Annotated in this window: 13 protein-coding genes; 5 read left to right on the top strand and 8 right to left on the bottom strand. The window is 63.6% G+C overall.

The features are described from left to right. Positions 1 to 76: 76 nt before the first annotated feature. On the bottom strand, positions 77 to 628 hold the full coding sequence (locus tag PH586_RS03180) for a sugar ABC transporter ATPase (RefSeq protein WP_271346304.1): 552 nt from the start codon (positions 626 to 628) through the stop codon (positions 77 to 79). A gap of 107 nt (positions 629 to 735) precedes the next feature. Here PH586_RS03180 and xseA point away from each other — a divergent pair, with 107 nt between their 5' ends. The 5 genes from xseA to leuA all read left to right on the top strand — a co-directional run bounded on the left by xseA (position 736) and on the right by leuA (position 6,909). Then, complete coding sequence (gene xseA, locus PH586_RS03175) at positions 736 to 2,115, top strand: exodeoxyribonuclease VII large subunit (RefSeq protein WP_271346303.1); 1,380 nt, start codon at positions 736 to 738, stop codon at positions 2,113 to 2,115. Positions 2,116 to 2,169: 54 nt separating this feature from the next. Continuing rightward, the gene (locus PH586_RS03170) at positions 2,170 to 2,994 is read left to right on the top strand and encodes a M23 family metallopeptidase (RefSeq protein ID WP_271346302.1); all 825 of its coding nucleotides are present in this window, start codon (positions 2,170 to 2,172) and stop codon (positions 2,992 to 2,994) included. 39 nt (positions 2,995 to 3,033) lie between these two features. Further along, positions 3,034 to 3,576 (top strand): hydrolase, encoded by a 543-nt coding sequence (locus PH586_RS03165; RefSeq protein WP_271346301.1) that lies wholly within the window; start codon positions 3,034 to 3,036, stop codon positions 3,574 to 3,576. A 91-nt stretch (positions 3,577 to 3,667) separates the two neighbouring features. Beyond that, entirely contained in the window at positions 3,668 to 4,924 is a 1,257-nt protein-coding gene (locus PH586_RS03160) for a mechanosensitive ion channel family protein (RefSeq protein WP_271346300.1), read from the top strand. Between the two features lie 314 nt (positions 4,925 to 5,238). Then, positions 5,239 to 6,909 carry a 2-isopropylmalate synthase gene (gene leuA / locus PH586_RS03155; protein WP_271346299.1) on the top strand — a complete coding sequence of 557 codons (1,671 nt, stop codon included), beginning with the start codon at positions 5,239 to 5,241 and terminating at the stop codon, positions 6,907 to 6,909. Between the two features lies 1 nt (position 6,910). Here leuA and PH586_RS03150 read toward each other — a convergent pair whose 3' ends face one another. From PH586_RS03150 to hisS, 7 genes are all read right to left on the bottom strand, one after another. Further along, positions 6,911 to 7,270, bottom strand: a complete 360-nt coding sequence (locus PH586_RS03150; protein ID WP_271346298.1) for a hypothetical protein — start codon at positions 7,268 to 7,270, stop codon at positions 6,911 to 6,913. A 63-nt stretch (positions 7,271 to 7,333) separates the two neighbouring features. Next, entirely contained in the window at positions 7,334 to 8,125 is a 792-nt protein-coding gene (locus tag PH586_RS03145; protein ID WP_271346297.1) for an amidohydrolase, read from the bottom strand. Further along, positions 8,113 to 9,261 carry a pyridoxal phosphate-dependent aminotransferase gene (locus tag PH586_RS03140; protein WP_271346296.1) on the bottom strand — a complete coding sequence of 383 codons (1,149 nt, stop codon included), beginning with the start codon at positions 9,259 to 9,261 and terminating at the stop codon, positions 8,113 to 8,115. The genes PH586_RS03145 and PH586_RS03140 overlap by 13 nt, the downstream gene beginning before the upstream one ends. 153 nt (positions 9,262 to 9,414) lie before the next feature. Then, positions 9,415 to 10,887 carry a ribosome biogenesis GTPase Der gene (gene der, locus PH586_RS03135; RefSeq protein ID WP_271346295.1) on the bottom strand — a complete coding sequence of 491 codons (1,473 nt, stop codon included), beginning with the start codon at positions 10,885 to 10,887 and terminating at the stop codon, positions 9,415 to 9,417. Positions 10,888 to 11,015: 128 nt separating this feature from the next. Then, positions 11,016 to 12,167 (bottom strand): outer membrane protein assembly factor BamB, encoded by a 1,152-nt coding sequence (gene bamB, locus PH586_RS03130; protein WP_271346294.1) that lies wholly within the window; start codon positions 12,165 to 12,167, stop codon positions 11,016 to 11,018. After that, positions 12,160 to 12,804: a tetratricopeptide repeat protein gene (locus tag PH586_RS03125; protein WP_271346293.1), complete on the bottom strand. Its 645-nt coding sequence runs from the start codon at positions 12,802 to 12,804 to the stop codon at positions 12,160 to 12,162. The genes bamB and PH586_RS03125 overlap by 8 nt, the downstream gene beginning before the upstream one ends. 38 nt (positions 12,805 to 12,842) lie before the next feature. Then, entirely contained in the window at positions 12,843 to 14,132 is a 1,290-nt protein-coding gene (gene hisS / locus PH586_RS03120; protein ID WP_271346292.1) for a histidine--tRNA ligase, read from the bottom strand. Between the last annotated feature and the right edge of the window lies 1 nt (position 14,133).

The raw sequence follows: 14,133 nt of genomic DNA, 5'->3' as shown, positions 1-14,133 counted from the left end.
CCCCTTCACTCAATGCAAACAATCGGCCGTAATGCCGCGCCCTGTCGCAGCCAGCGCACGCGGCGGCCAACCGGCGCTACAGCTTGACCTCAACCACGGACAGCGGATACCCCAGTCGGGCAGCGAATTCGTCGAGAAAGCTCTGCTTGAAACCCGCTTCGGCCCAGTTGTTGAAGATAAAGCCCAGATTGGAAAAGCCGCAGGGCTGCAGAAACAGGAAGCCATTGATGTCATCTTCGTGACCGCATAGCGGGCAGAGGAAGGTGTCGCTATGGCCGGGCATCCAGTCCTCCAGACGATCGAACAGCTCCACGCCCACCTCCTGGCGACACTGTGGACAACCGGCCTCCTCGAGGAAGTCATGCAGCGGGGTATAGATGCAGCGTTTGTAGACAATTTCCAGGCCATTGACCGGCTGGGCGAAAGGCAACAACTGCGGCCGCTCGACCACCCGCCGGGCACCCGGGGCAATGCCATAGGCCATCTTGTTGAACATTCGGCCGCAGGTACTGAGCTGCGCCTCGATCACATTCTGCTGCACCAGCCAGCGCACAATCGCCCGCGCCCGGGCTTCATGCCCGGGAAAGCTGGAGATTTTCGGCACTATGATGGCTTGCTGTTCGCTCATGAAAGGACTCTGCTCCGGGGTAATAGCCGCGCAGCTTAATGCCCCGGCGCCGCCGGTCAAGGCAAACGGCCTATGGCCGGCCCGGCAAAGCCTTTATCATGCCGGGCATGATCAAAGACCCGTTCCAACGCCTGAACCTCGACCGCGAAGTGCTCAGCGTCAGCCAGCTCAATAACCGCGCACGCTTGCTGCTGGAGGATGTGTTCTCCGGCATCTGGGTCGAGGGGGAAATTTCCAACCTGGCCAAGCCGGCCTCCGGGCATATCTATTTCACCCTTAAAGATAGCCAGGCCCAGGTACGCTGCGCGCTGTTCCGACAGAACGCCGCCAAGGTTCGTCAGGCCTTGCGCGATGGCCTGGCGGTCAAGGTGCGCGGCAAGGTCTCGCTGTTTGAAGGGCGCGGCGATTACCAGTTGATTCTCGACAGCGTCGAGCCGGCCGGCGACGGCGCCCTGCGCCTGGCCTTCGAAGCGCTGAAGGATAAGCTCAGTGCCGAAGGCCTGTTCGCCAGCGAACGCAAAATCGCCCTGCCCGCCCACCCCAAGCGCATCGGCATCGTCAGCTCGCCGACCGGCGCGGTTATCCGCGACATCATCAGCGTATTCCGCCGCCGCGCCCCGCAGGTCGCCCTGACCCTGATCCCCACTGCCGTACAGGGCCGCGAAGCCAGCGGGCAGATCATCCGCGCCCTGCAACTGGCCGACCGCCAGGGCTTCGACGCGCTGATCCTGGCCCGTGGCGGCGGTTCGCTGGAAGACCTCTGGTGCTTCAACGAAGAAGCCGTGGCCCGCGCGGTCGCCGCCTGCGCCACCCCGATCGTCTGCGCGGTGGGCCACGAAACCGACGTCTCCATCTGCGATTTCGTCGCCGACGTACGCGCCCCGACACCCTCGGCCGCCGCCGAACTGCTGGCCCCCGACGCCAGCGAACTGGTGCAGCGCCTGCACAGCCTGCAGCGCCGCCTGATCATGCGCATGCACAACCGCCTGGAGCGCGAACGCATGCGTCTGGATGGCCTGAGCCGCCGCCTGCGCCACCCAGGCGAACGCCTGCGCCAGCACGCCCAGCGCCTGGACGATCTGGAAATGCGCCTGGCTCGGGCCTTCGAGCGCCAGCTGAACAACCGCCGCGAGCGCCTGGCGCGCCTGCAAACCCGCCTGGCCGGCCAGCATCCCGAGCGCACGCTGCAACTGCTACGCCAGCGCCTGGGCAGCCTCGCCGAGCGGTTGCCGCGGGCCATGCGCGAAGGCCTGAAACAACGCCGCCTGCAACTGCAAAGCCAGGTGCAGACCCTGCATGCGGTCAGCCCGCTGGCCACCCTCGGCCGCGGCTACAGCATCCTCCTCGACGAGCGCGGCCGGGCCGTGCGCAGCGCCGCCGACACCCACACCGGCCAGCGCCTGAAGGCACGCCTGGGCGAAGGCGAGCTGGATGTGCGGGTCGAGGACAACCACGTGCAGCCGGCGACCCTGTCGCTGCTGGACTGATCAATCACCAAGTGGATGCGCACAACGGCATCCACCCTGCACCCGGGATACCGCATGCGTTTTCTAGCCTTGCTCGTCACCCTTTGCCTCGCCCTGCCCGTGCAGGCCGAAGGCTTTATCACCCGCCTGCTCAACCAGCCGATACCCGGCGGTGTCGCCGTGATCGACCTGGGCCCACTGGCCAGCCCACCCCGCGCCACTTACCAAGGCAAGCCGGTGCTGGTGATCCACGAAGACGGCCAGCGCTGGATCGCCATCGTCGGCCTGCCCCTGACGACCAAACCCGGCAGCCAGCAGATCGAGCTCAACGGTACGCGGCGCCTGAGCTTCCAGGTCGGCGACAAGCATTACGCCGAGCAGCGCATCACCCTGAAGAACCAGCAGCAGGTCAACCCCAACGCCGCCAACCTCAAACGCATCGGCCGCGAACTGGCCGAGCAGACCCGTGCCTACCAGCAGTTCAGTGCCCGCCAGCCGAGCAACCTGCTGTTCGACAAGCCGGTCAGCGGGCCATTGTCCAGCCCCTTCGGCCTGCGCCGCTTCTTCAATGGCGAGGAGCGCAACCCGCATTCCGGCCTGGACTTCGCCGCCAAGCGCGGCACCCCGATCCAGGCACCAGCGGCAGGCCGGGTGATCCTGATCGGCGACTACTTCTTCAACGGCAAGACCGTGTTCGTCGACCACGGTCAGGGCCTGATCAGCATGTTCTGCCACCTCTCGGAAATCGGCGTCAGCGTCGGCGACGAACTGCCGCGCGGCGGCGTGCTCGGTAAGGTCGGCGCCACCGGCCGCGCCACCGGGCCGCATTTGCACTGGAACCTCAGCCTGAATGATGCGCGGATCGACCCGGCCATTTTTATTGGCGCGTTCAAACCCTGAAACATTGCCGTGCTCCACTGACTGACCGAAGGACTGTTGATGCGAATCAAAGCCGAGACTTCAACCCTGCTGATCATCGATATTCAGGCCCGCCTGTTTCCGGTCATCCAGGACAGCGCCGCACTGGCCGAAAACGCCTTGTGGCTGCAGCAGGTGGCGCAACGCATCGGCGTGCCCGTGCTGCTCACCGAGCAGTACAGCAAGGGCCTGGGGCAGACGATCCCGTCCTTGCGCGATGGCCACCCGGCCTCGGCCATCATCGAGAAGCTGCATTTCTCTGCCGTCAGCGAGGGCGAGCTGTTCAAGCGCGCCGGCGGCGAACGCGCGCAGTTCGTGGTGTGCGGCAGCGAAGCGCATGTCTGCGTGCTGCAGACCGTACTCGACCTGCTCGCCGAGGGCCGCCAGGTATTCGTGGTGGCGGAGGCTGTCGGCTCGCGCCAGGCCTCGGACAAGGCGCTGGCCCTGGCGCGCATGCAGCAAGCCGGCGCCAGCATCGTCTCGCGGGAAATGGTCGCCTTCGAATGGCTTGAGCAAGCCGGCAACCCGCTGTTTCGCGAGGTGAGCAAGACCTTCATCCGCTGAACGCGCGCCATCCCCTGCCCCCTGAACACCGCGGACTGCCAGGCATGCACAGCCGCATGCCGCCCGCCCCCATGCAACCCGGAGTTGAAACATGCCTAACCCATTCAACGGCTGGCTCGAGTGGCTGAACACCCACCCAGAGCTGCAAACCCTGACCTTCTGCGCACTGCTGATCATCGCCGCCTGGCTATCCAACTGGCTGGTCAAACGCATCCTGGTGCGCGCCCTGTGCCGCCTGATCGACGCGACCACCCTGGGGCGCAATGCACAGGACCTCGATAACCAACTGATCAAGCGCCTGGCCAATATAGTGCCGGCGCTGATTCTCTCCACCGGCGTCGGCCTGCTACCGCATCTGCCAGACGCCCTGGTGACCGTGACACGCAACGTCTGCAGCGCCTTTATCGTGCTGACCGTCGCCCTGGCCCTGAGCACCCTGTTGGATATTGCCAACATGCTCTACCACCTGCGCCACGATGCCCACCTGCGGCCGATCAAGGGCTACCTGCAGGTGCTGAAGATTGCGGGGTTCGCGGTGGCGGCGATCCTCATGGTCGCCACCCTGCTCGACCGCTCGCCGCTGATCCTGCTATCCGGCCTCGGCGCCATGGCCGCGGTATTGATGTTGATCTTCCAGGACACCTTGCTGTCGCTGGTGGCCAGCGTGCAGATCACCTCCAGCGACATCATCCGCGTCGGCGACTGGATAGAAATGCCACAACTGAATGCCGATGGCGACGTGATCGACATCGCCCTGCACACGGTCAAGGTGCAGAACTGGGACAAGACCATCAGCAGCATCCCGACCAAGCGCTTCATCAGCGACCCGTTCAAGAACTGGCGCGGCATGCAGGAGTGCGGCGGTCGGCGGATCAAGCGCAGCCTGTACCTCGACCAGACCAGCATCGGCTTCCTCGGCGCCGAGGCCATTGTCCGCCTGCAACGCGTCAGCCTGCTCAGGCAATACCTCAAGCTCAAGCAGAGCGAACTGCTCAGCTGGAACGGCGCGCTGGCCGAAGATGCCCAGGAACCGGCCAACACCCGGCGCATCACCAATATCGGCACCTTCCGCGCCTACGTGGAATTTTACCTGCGCCAGCACCCGCAGCTTAACCAGGACATGACCCAACTGGTGCGCCAACTCAGTCCGACGGCCGACGGCCTGCCGCTGGAACTCTATTGCTTCACCAACACCATCGCCTGGGGCAGCTACGAGAGCATCCAGTCGGATATCTTCGACCACCTGCTGGCGATCCTCCCCGAGTTCGGCCTGCGCGTGTTCCAACACCCCAGTGGCGCGGACATGCGCGAACTGGGACGCAGCCGAGCCGCGCAAACGGCGCACTGATACGGCCAGGCCGCGCGGCTGACCGGGGGGGGAAGCACTGCACAATCGGCGAGCAGTGCCGCCCGCCTCCACGCAATAAAAATGCGCATAAAACACGTAGCCGACCGAAATCACCAATTTTCTTGCAACGCTTGCCAGCTTTAAGCGCCCCGGATAGGGTTGACGCCATGAACGCTTCCCACACCCTGATTCTGCTGCGGCAACTTGCCACCCTCTGCCTGGTCAGCCAGCGACTGCGTGACTGAACCGAAGCGCCGCAACCACCTCGACTACGCCTGGCCACCCTCTCCGGCCGCTGTCAAAAGGATTACCTCATGAGCATGCTCAAAGACCCGTCCAGCAAGTACCGCGCCTTCCCAGCCATCGACCTGCCGGATCGCACCTGGCCGTCGAAGACCATCACCGAGGTGCCGATCTGGTGCAGCTCGGACCTGCGCGACGGCAACCAGTCGCTGATCGAGCCGATGGATGCGGCGAAGAAGATGCGTTTCTTCAAGACCCTGGTGCAGGTCGGCGTCAAGCAGATCGAGGTGGGCTTCCCCTCCGCCTCGCAGACCGACTTCGACTTCGTCCGCGAACTGATCGAAGGTGGCCATATCCCCGAGGACACCACGATCCAGGTGCTGACCCAGGCCCGCGAAGACCTGATCACCCGCACCTTCGAATCCCTGGTCGGCGCCAAGCAGGCCATCGTTCACGTCTATAACGCCACCGCACCGAGCTTCCGCCGCATCGTCTTCAACCAGGACCAGGCCGGCGTGGTGAACATCGCGGTGAATGCCGCGCAGATCATCAAGGACCTGGCCGCTCGGCAGCCGGACACCCGCTGGACCTTTCAGTACTCGCCGGAGATCTTCACCTCCACCGAACTGGCGTTCGCCGTGCAGGTCTGCGATGCAGTGCTCGACGTCTGGCAACCGACCCCGGACAACAAGGCGATCCTCAACCTGCCGGCGACCGTGGAAGTGGCCACGCCGAATGTCTACGCCGACCAGATCGAATGGTTCGGCCGCCATATCAGCCGCCGCGACAGCGTGCTGATCAGCCTGCACACCCACAACGACCGCGGCACCGGCGTGGCCGCCAGCGAGCTGGGCCTGATGGCCGGCGCCGATCGCGTCGAAGGTTGCCTGTTCGGCAACGGCGAGCGCACCGGCAACGTCGACCTGGTCAACCTGGCGCTGAACCTCTATACCCAGGGCATCCACCCGGGCCTGGACTTCTCCGACATCGACAACGTGCGCAAGGTGGTCGAGGAGTGCAACCAGATCCCGGTGCACCCGCGCCACCCCTATGTCGGCGACCTGGTGCATACCGCGTTTTCCGGCTCGCACCAGGATGCGATCCGCAAGGGCTTCGCCCAGCAGGACCCGGACGGCATCTGGGAGGTGCCCTACCTGCCGATCGACCCGGCCGATATCGGCCGCGATTATGAAGCCGTCATTCGGGTCAACAGCCAGTCCGGCAAGGGCGGCATCACCTTCCTGCTGGAACAGGAATACGGCATCTGCCTGCCGCGACGCATGCAGATCGAGTTCAGTCAGGTGGTGCAGAAGGAAACCGACCGCTTGGGCCTGGAAATGAGCGCCGGGCAGATTCACCAGCTGCTCGACCGCGAATACCTGCAAGCCATGACCCCGTATGCGCTTCAGGGCCATCGCCTGCAGGAGGAAAACGGCACCAGCGCGGTGGATGTGCAAGTCACCAGCAAGGGAGAGACCCAGCACTGGCGCGGCATCGGCAAGGGCCCGCTGGAAGCCCTGGTCGCCGGCTTGCCGGTGACCGTGGAGATCATGGACTACAGCGAGCACGCCATCGGTGCCGGCACCAACGCCAAGGCCGCCGCCTACATCGAACTGCGGGTCAACGGCGGGCGGGCGCTGCATGGCGTCGGCATCGACGAGAACCTGACCACGGCAAGCTTCCGCGCCCTGTTCAGCGCGCTCAACCGCGCCCTCGGCCAGGCGGCCGAACAGGCGGCCTGAGTCAGCCGGCCCCCGCCCTGCCGCGGGGGCGCTGCTGGGCTGCCAGATAATGCGCGGTGGCCTGCAAGGCCTGGGTAATCTCCGGCCACACCAGTTGATGGCGCCGCGCCAGCGCCTGGGTCGCAGCAGTATCGAAGCGCATGGTCTGGTTAAAATCCAGCGACTCCGGCTCGCTGTGCAAGAGCCCGGGCGCACCTGGAATCTTCAGTAACCAGCGCAACAGCGGCAGCGGCACATGCCGGCGCGGTGCGCTGACGCCAAGGACGGTGGCCAATTGTTCGAGCATGCCTCGCAGGTTGGAAGTGGCGACATCCAGGGCCAGGACCTCCTGACCCGCCAGCTGCGGATCGACGGCCGCCACCCGCAGCAGCTCGGCGAGAAGATTCCGCCCTTACCACTACCTGACCCAGTAGCAGTCATTGGCTCACAGCAGGCTGAACCCATCGGCGTCCCGATAGGCCGGGAAGCGCTCCCGGTAGGCCGCCAGCTCGGCGGCCTTGAGACTCAGCCGAAACACGCCATCGGCAGCGACCGCATCGAGCAGGGTCTCACCCTGGAAATCCAGCACCTGGCTATCGCCACTGTAGGCATGGCCCTTACCGTCCTGACCAATGCGATTCACCGCCGCCACATAACAGAGGTTTTCGATCGCCCGCGCCGGTAGCAAACGGTTCCAGTGCTGACGCCGTGCCGCCGGCCAGTTGGCGGTATACAGCAGCAGGTCGGTGGCGTGCGGGTCGCGGCTCCAGACCGGGAAACGCAGGTCATAGCAGATCAGCGGGCGAATCCGCCAGCCCTTGAGCTCCAGCAGCACCTGCTCCTCACCGGCGGCGTAATGCTTGTGCTCGCCGGCCATGCGGAACAGGTGACGCTTGTCGTAGTGGGCCAGCGAGCCGTCTGGACGCGCCCAGAGCAGACGGTTGCGGTAACTGCCATCGGCCGCCTGGGTGATCAGGCTGCCGCAGATCACCGCCTGCAGCCGCGCGGCCTGCTCCAGCAGCCACTGGCTGGTTGGGCCATTCTCCGGCTCGGCCAGGGCCGCCGAATCCATGGAGAAACCAGTGCTGAACATCTCGGGTAGCACGATCAGGTCGGCGCCGCGGGCCTGCTCCAGCAAAGCCTGAAAATGTCGGCGATTGGCTGCAGGGTCCTGCCAGGCCAGTTCGGTCTGGATCAGCGCCAGTTCAAGGTCGGGCAATGCGTTTATATCGCGCATAGTTTCTCCGCGGCCTGGCGCAGGGTCTCCTCACGCTTGGCGAAGCAGAAACGCAGCAGGCGCAGGCCCTTCGGCGGTTGCTGGTAGAACACCGACACCGGAATGGCCGCCACCCCATGCTCGCGGGTCAACCACTCGGCCATCGCCAGATCATCCAGGTCATCGCGAATAGTCGAATAATCGGCCAGCTGAAAATATGTGCCGGCGGCGCGGCTGAAACTGAAGCGCGAGTCGCCGAGCAGGTCGCAGAACAGGTCGCGTTTGGCTTGATAGAACGCCGGCAGCGCCTCGACATGCTCCGGATGCTCGGCCATGAAGTCGGCCAGCGCCCACTGCAGCGGGGTGACGCCGCAGAAGCTGACGTACTGGTGGACCTTGCGCAGCTCGGCGCTCAAGGCCGGCGGCGCCACCACATAGCCGGTCTTCCAGCCCGTGACGTGATAGGTCTTGCCAAACGAGCTGACCACCAAGGCGCGCTGGTACAGCTCTTCGTGGGCCAGCACGCTGGCATGCCCGACCCCGTCGAACACCAGGTGCTCATAGACCTCGTCACTGATCAGGTAGATGTCGCGCCCACGGATCAGCGCCGCCAACTGATCCAGCTCGGCCCGCGAGATCAACGCGCCACTGGGGTTGTGCGGACTGTTGAGGATGATCAGGCGGGTCTTGTCGCTCAGGGCATCGCTCAAGGCCTGCCAATCGATGGCAAAGTCGGGCAAGGCCAGCGGCACATGCACGCAGCGCCCGCCAGCCAGCTCAACCGAGGGTTCGTAGCTGTCGTAGCAGGGATCGAACACTATCACTTCATCACCCGGATGAATCAGCGCCTGGATCGCACAGAAGATCCCCTGGGTGGCCCCCGGGGTAATGGTGACTTCGGTATCGGCATCGACTGGGCGGCCATAGCTGCGCGCGATCTTTGCCGCCACCTGGTCGCGCAACGCCGGCAACCCGGTCATAGGCGCGTACTGGTTATGCCCGGCGGCTATGTGCCGGCCGACCGCCTCGCGCAAGGCCTGCGGGCCATCGAAGTCGGGAAAGCCTTGGGACAGGTTGAGTGCGCCGGTTGCCACGGCAAGCTGCGACATGCGAGTGAAGATGGTGGTGCCGACATTCGGCAGTTTGCTGATAAGCATCGCTATATTCCGTAGGGCGGGCGCAACCCGCCAAAGATCCCAAGCTGGCGGGTTGCACCCGCCCTACGCCACTGTTGATAGCACAGGATAGCCGATCCCCCAGAGACGCAAAAGGCACCCGCAGGTGCCTTTATAGAGCGATCGGGCTCAAGCCTAGCGCTTGTCCTTGCGCTTCTTCTCGGCCTTCTTGTGGTGGGTCATCATGCGGCGCTTCTTGTTCACCTGGCGGTCGGTGAGGGTGTTCTTGTTACCCTCGTAAGGGTTTTCGCCACCCTTGAACTCGATGCGGATCGGCGTGCCGACCAACTTGAGCACGCGCCGGTAGGTGTTCTCCAGGTAGCGCACATAGGACTTGGGCACCGCATCGACCTGGTTGCCGTGGATCACGATCAGCGGCGGGTTGGCCCCCCCGAGGTGAGCGTAGCGCAGCTTGATCCGGCGGTTCCTGACCATTGGCGGCGCATGATCGCCGACCGCATCTTCGAGAATCTGGGTCAGGCGGTTGGTCGGCCAGCGAGTAATCGCCGACTTGAACGAGTCCTGCACCGACTTGTACAGATGACCGACACCGGTGCCGTGCAAGGCCGAGATAAAGTGAATATCGGCGAAGTCGACGAAGAACAACCGACGCTGCAACTCGACCTTCACATAGTCGCGCTCGCTGGGGTCCATGCCATCCCATTTGTTCAGGGCGATAACCAGGGCACGACCGCTTTCCAGAACGAAGCCGAGCAGGTTGAGGTCGTGATCGACCACCCCTTCGCGGGCATCCATGACGAACACCACCACGTTGGAGTCCTGAATCGCCTGCAGGGTCTTGACCACCGAGAACTTTTCCACCGCCTCGAAGATCTTGCCTCGACGACGCACGCCGGCGGTGTCGATCAGGGTGTACTTCTCATCGTCGCGCTCGAACGGGATATAGATGCTGTCGCGGGTGGTGCCGGCCTGGTCGAAAACGATGACCCGATCTTCGCCAAGCATGCGGTTGACCAGGGTCGACTTGCCGACGTTGGGTCGGCCGATGATCGCCAGCTTGATGCCGTCCTTCTCGCTCGGACCGGGAATGCGCTTGGCCTCCTGGCCTTCCAGCACGACTTCTTCTTCCTCGCCTTCCGGCAGCTCGGTGGCATCCTTGGGAAAGGAACCCAGCACGGCTTCGAGCATCTGGGTGATGCCACGGCCGTGGGCGCCGGCAATCGCCAGGGACTCGCCCATACCCATCGTCGCAAACTCGGCGCGGGCCAGGTCGGCGTCAATGTTGTCGACCTTGTTGATCACCAGGAAGCTGCGCTTGTTGCGTCGACGCAGGTGCTCGCCAATCATCTGGTCGGACGCCGACAACCCGGCGCGGGCATCCACCATAAACAACACGGCATCGGCCTCTTCGATGGCCTGCAGCGACTGCTCGGCCATCTTCGCGTCGATACCTTCTTCATCACCGGAAATACCACCGGTGTCGATGACGATATAGGTTCGCCCCTGCCACTTGGCCTCGCCGTATTGGCGATCACGGGTCAGACCGGACAGGTCGCCGACAATCGCGTCGCGGCTTTTGGTCAAGCGGTTGAATAGGGTGGACTTGCCGACGTTAGGGCGGCCCACCAGGGCAATTACGGGAACCATTAGGCTCTCCACTTCGTTATTTCAAAAAATACAAAAGCCGCTGCATGGGCAGCGGCCGGAATTTACAGGGCCAAACGGCCAGCAGCACGGCATTGCCGTGCAGCATAGCCAAGCCCGTTAGCAGTGGCTCACTTGACGGTCAGTGCGACCAGTTTGCCACCGTTGCCGAACGCATACAGCCAGGCCCCGACCACCAGTGGACGGGCACGCAAGCCATCGCTATCAATGCGCGCACGCCCGACAAAACGCCCATCCACCTGGCTGATCAGGTGCAGGTAACCTTCCAGATCGCCGAAGGCGATATAGCTGGAAAACACTTCCGGCGCCGACAATTGGCGACGCGCCAGTGCATCGTTGCTCCACAGCGCCGAGGAGGAACGCTCGTCGATGCCCTCGACCGTACCATTGGCCAGGCTGACATAGACGTTGCCGAAACCCTGGGCGACGCCGACCGAACTGGAGGCTTCGCGCTGCCACAGCACCCGCCCGCTTTCCAAATCCAGCGCAGCCACACGGCCCTGGTAGCTGACGACATACAGCTTGCCACCCGAAAGCAGCAGGCCGCCGTCGATGTCCACCACGCGTTCAAGCTCGGAGCGCCCTTGCGGAATCGCCACACGCTGCTCCCACACTGGAATACCGCGCTGGGCATCGAGGGCGATCACCTTGCCGCTGGACAGGCCGGCAATGGCCAGACGATTGGTCAGTACCGGGCTACCGGTGCCGCGCAGGGTCAGAACTGCCGGGGTGTTTTCAAAGATCCAGCGCTGGCTGCCGGTGTCAGCATCCAGGGCAACCAGACTATCATCTTGAGTTTGCACCAGCACGATGTCGCCATTGACTGCCGGAGCCGCGAGCACCTCACTGGCCACTTGTGCGCGCCACTTTTCCTCACCGGAGCTGGCATCAAGGGCAATGATCTCACCCTTCAGTGTGCCAAGCACCACCAGGCCGTAACCGGCGCCCACGGCACCCGAAACCGGCAGATCCAGGTCTTGTTTCCAGATCACCTTACCGGTCATGCGGTCGAGCGCCATGACCAGGCCCTCGACATCGGCCGCATAAATGCTGTCACCCTCGACAGCGGGTACCAGCATGTTGAAGGTTTTACCCTGGCCTTCACCGATCGAACGGCTCCACTCCTTCTGCAGCACGACTTCTTCTTCGAAGTCAGGCAGATCGGCAGGCGGCAATTCCTTTTTACTGTTGCTGCTGCAACCTACGGCCAGAACGGCCAGGGCCAGCAGTGCGGCATTCTTCCAACGCATCACGTCACGCATCCCCTTTGGCCAAATCGTCGAGCTTCAATTGCAAGCCACCTACTGCAGCGTCTTCGGCCAGCGCCGCCTTGGCTTTTACATAGGCGGCATAGGCCTCATCGCTACGACCCAACTTCACCAACAGGTCGCCTTTAAGCTCTTCTCGGCTGGCGAGGTAGGCTTGATCGGCATCACCCTCGAGCAGCTTGAGGGCCTCATCGACTTTGTCCTGCGCAGCCAGAACACGGGCCAGACGCTGCCGGGCCAGTTCAGCCAGCGTGTCGTCTACCGGCTCGTCGACAATCGCCTGCAACTCGGCCGCAGCATCGTCCAGCTGGCCGGATTCGACTGCGACCTTGGCAACGAACAGACTGCCGTACTGGGCATAGTGAGTGCCGGAAAAATCACTCTTGAGCTTGCCGGCCAACTCAGCGACCTTGCCCGGATCAGGCTGGCCACTCGGGTTCAACGCGGTCTCGAGCAATTGCTGATAGAGCATCGAGGCGCCATGAGCCTGGCTGGTCTGGTATTTCTGCCAGCCCTGCCAGCCAAACACCACCACCAGCGCCAATACGCTGCCAGTGAGCAATGGCTTGCCGTTGCGCTGCCACCAATCCTTGATTACCGCCAGTTCTTCATCATCGGTACGCGAAACCACCCCAGATACTCCTATTCGCTAAATCGCTTAACAGCCTGTCAGGCCTGCAAGACGCAGGTCGCCAAATGGTCGGCCAGTGCCGCCCAGGCGATACTTTGTTGTTCACCCTGGCCCCGCAGCGGCTTGCAACCTACCACTTGCTGGGCCAGTTCGTCTTCACCCATGACCAAGGCATAAAGCGCGCCGCTCTTGTCGGCCTTCTTCAGTTGACTCTTGAAGCTGCCGGCGCCGGCATTGACCTGCAAACGCAGCGCCGGCAGTTGATCACGCAGGCGTTCGGCCAGGGCCAGGGCTGCCAGTTCTGCCGGTTCACCCAGCGCACAGAGGTAGACATCGACCTGCCGGGCGATTTCTGCGGGTACCTTGTCCAGGGTTTCGATCAGCAGCACCAGACGCTCGATGCCCATGGCAAATCCCACACCCGGTGTCGGCTTGCCGCCCATCTGCTCGACCAGGCCATCGTAGCGACCACCGGCGCAGACGGTGCCTTGGGCACCGAGCTGATCGGTCACCCACTCGAACACGGTCTTGCTGTAGTAATCCAGGCCACGCACCAGCTTGGGATTGATCACATAGGGCACCCCGGCCGCATCCAGGCGCGCCTTCAGGCCGGCGAAATGCACCCGCGATTCGTCGTCCAGGTAATCGGCCAGCTTCGGCGCGTCGGCCAGCAGCGCCTGGGTGTCCGGGTTCTTGCTGTCGAGCACACGCAGCGGATTACTGGTCATGCGTCGGCGACTGTCTTCATCAAGCAGCTCGGCGCGGGCCGTGAGGTACTCGATCAGGGCCTCGCGATAGACCGCGCGCGCCGCGCTGGTGCCAAGACTGTTCAACTCCAGCGTGACCGCATCGCGGATGCCGAGCAGGCCCCACAGACGCCAGGTCAGGATGATCAACTCGGCGTCGATATCCGGGCCGTCGATGTTGAAGACTTCGACACCGATCTGGTGGAATTGCCGATAGCGCCCCTTCTGGGGACGCTCGTGACGAAACATCGGGCCGATGTACCAGAGTTTCTGGGTCTGCCCGCCACCGGCCAGGCCGTGCTCGAGCACGGCTCGCACGCAGGCGGCGGTGCCTTCCGGACGCAGGGTCAGGGAATCACCGTTGCGATCCTCGAAGGTGTACATCTCCTTTTCGACGATGTCGGTCACTTCGCCGATCGAGCGCTTGAATAGCTCGGTGAACTCGACGATCGGCATGCGGATCTGCCGATAGCCATAGCCATCCAGCAGGCGCGCGACGCTGTCTTCGAAATAACGCCAAAGCGGGGTCTGCTCCGGCAGGATATCGTTCATGCCACGAATGGCTTGCAGGGACTTGCTCAAT

It is taken from the genome of Pseudomonas aestuarii, assembly GCF_027988105.1.
GTDB lineage: Bacteria > Pseudomonadota > Gammaproteobacteria > Pseudomonadales > Pseudomonadaceae > Aquipseudomonas > Aquipseudomonas aestuarii.
This window is presented reverse-complemented; position numbering and strand designations above follow the sequence as displayed.

Excerpts from the sequence above, each read along its gene's own strand:
- der (WP_271346295.1), bottom strand. The coding sequence starts at position 10,887 with ATGGTTCCCGTAATTGCCCTGGTGGGCCGCCCTAACGTCGGCAAGTCC.
- PH586_RS03165 (WP_271346301.1), top strand. The coding sequence starts at position 3,034 with ATGCGAATCAAAGCCGAGACTTCAACCCTGCTGATCATCGATATTCAG.
- PH586_RS03145 (WP_271346297.1), bottom strand. The coding sequence starts at position 8,125 with ATGCGCGATATAAACGCATTGCCCGACCTTGAACTGGCGCTGATCCAG.
- PH586_RS03170 (WP_271346302.1), top strand. The coding sequence starts at position 2,170 with ATGCGTTTTCTAGCCTTGCTCGTCACCCTTTGCCTCGCCCTGCCCGTG.
- PH586_RS03180 (WP_271346304.1), bottom strand. The coding sequence starts at position 628 with ATGAGCGAACAGCAAGCCATCATAGTGCCGAAAATCTCCAGCTTTCCC.
- bamB (WP_271346294.1), bottom strand. The coding sequence starts at position 12,167 with ATGCGTGACGTGATGCGTTGGAAGAATGCCGCACTGCTGGCCCTGGCC.
- leuA (WP_271346299.1), top strand. The coding sequence starts at position 5,239 with ATGAGCATGCTCAAAGACCCGTCCAGCAAGTACCGCGCCTTCCCAGCC.
- PH586_RS03160 (WP_271346300.1), top strand. The coding sequence starts at position 3,668 with ATGCCTAACCCATTCAACGGCTGGCTCGAGTGGCTGAACACCCACCCA.
- xseA (WP_271346303.1), top strand. The coding sequence starts at position 736 with ATGATCAAAGACCCGTTCCAACGCCTGAACCTCGACCGCGAAGTGCTC.
- PH586_RS03140 (WP_271346296.1), bottom strand. The coding sequence starts at position 9,261 with ATGCTTATCAGCAAACTGCCGAATGTCGGCACCACCATCTTCACTCGC.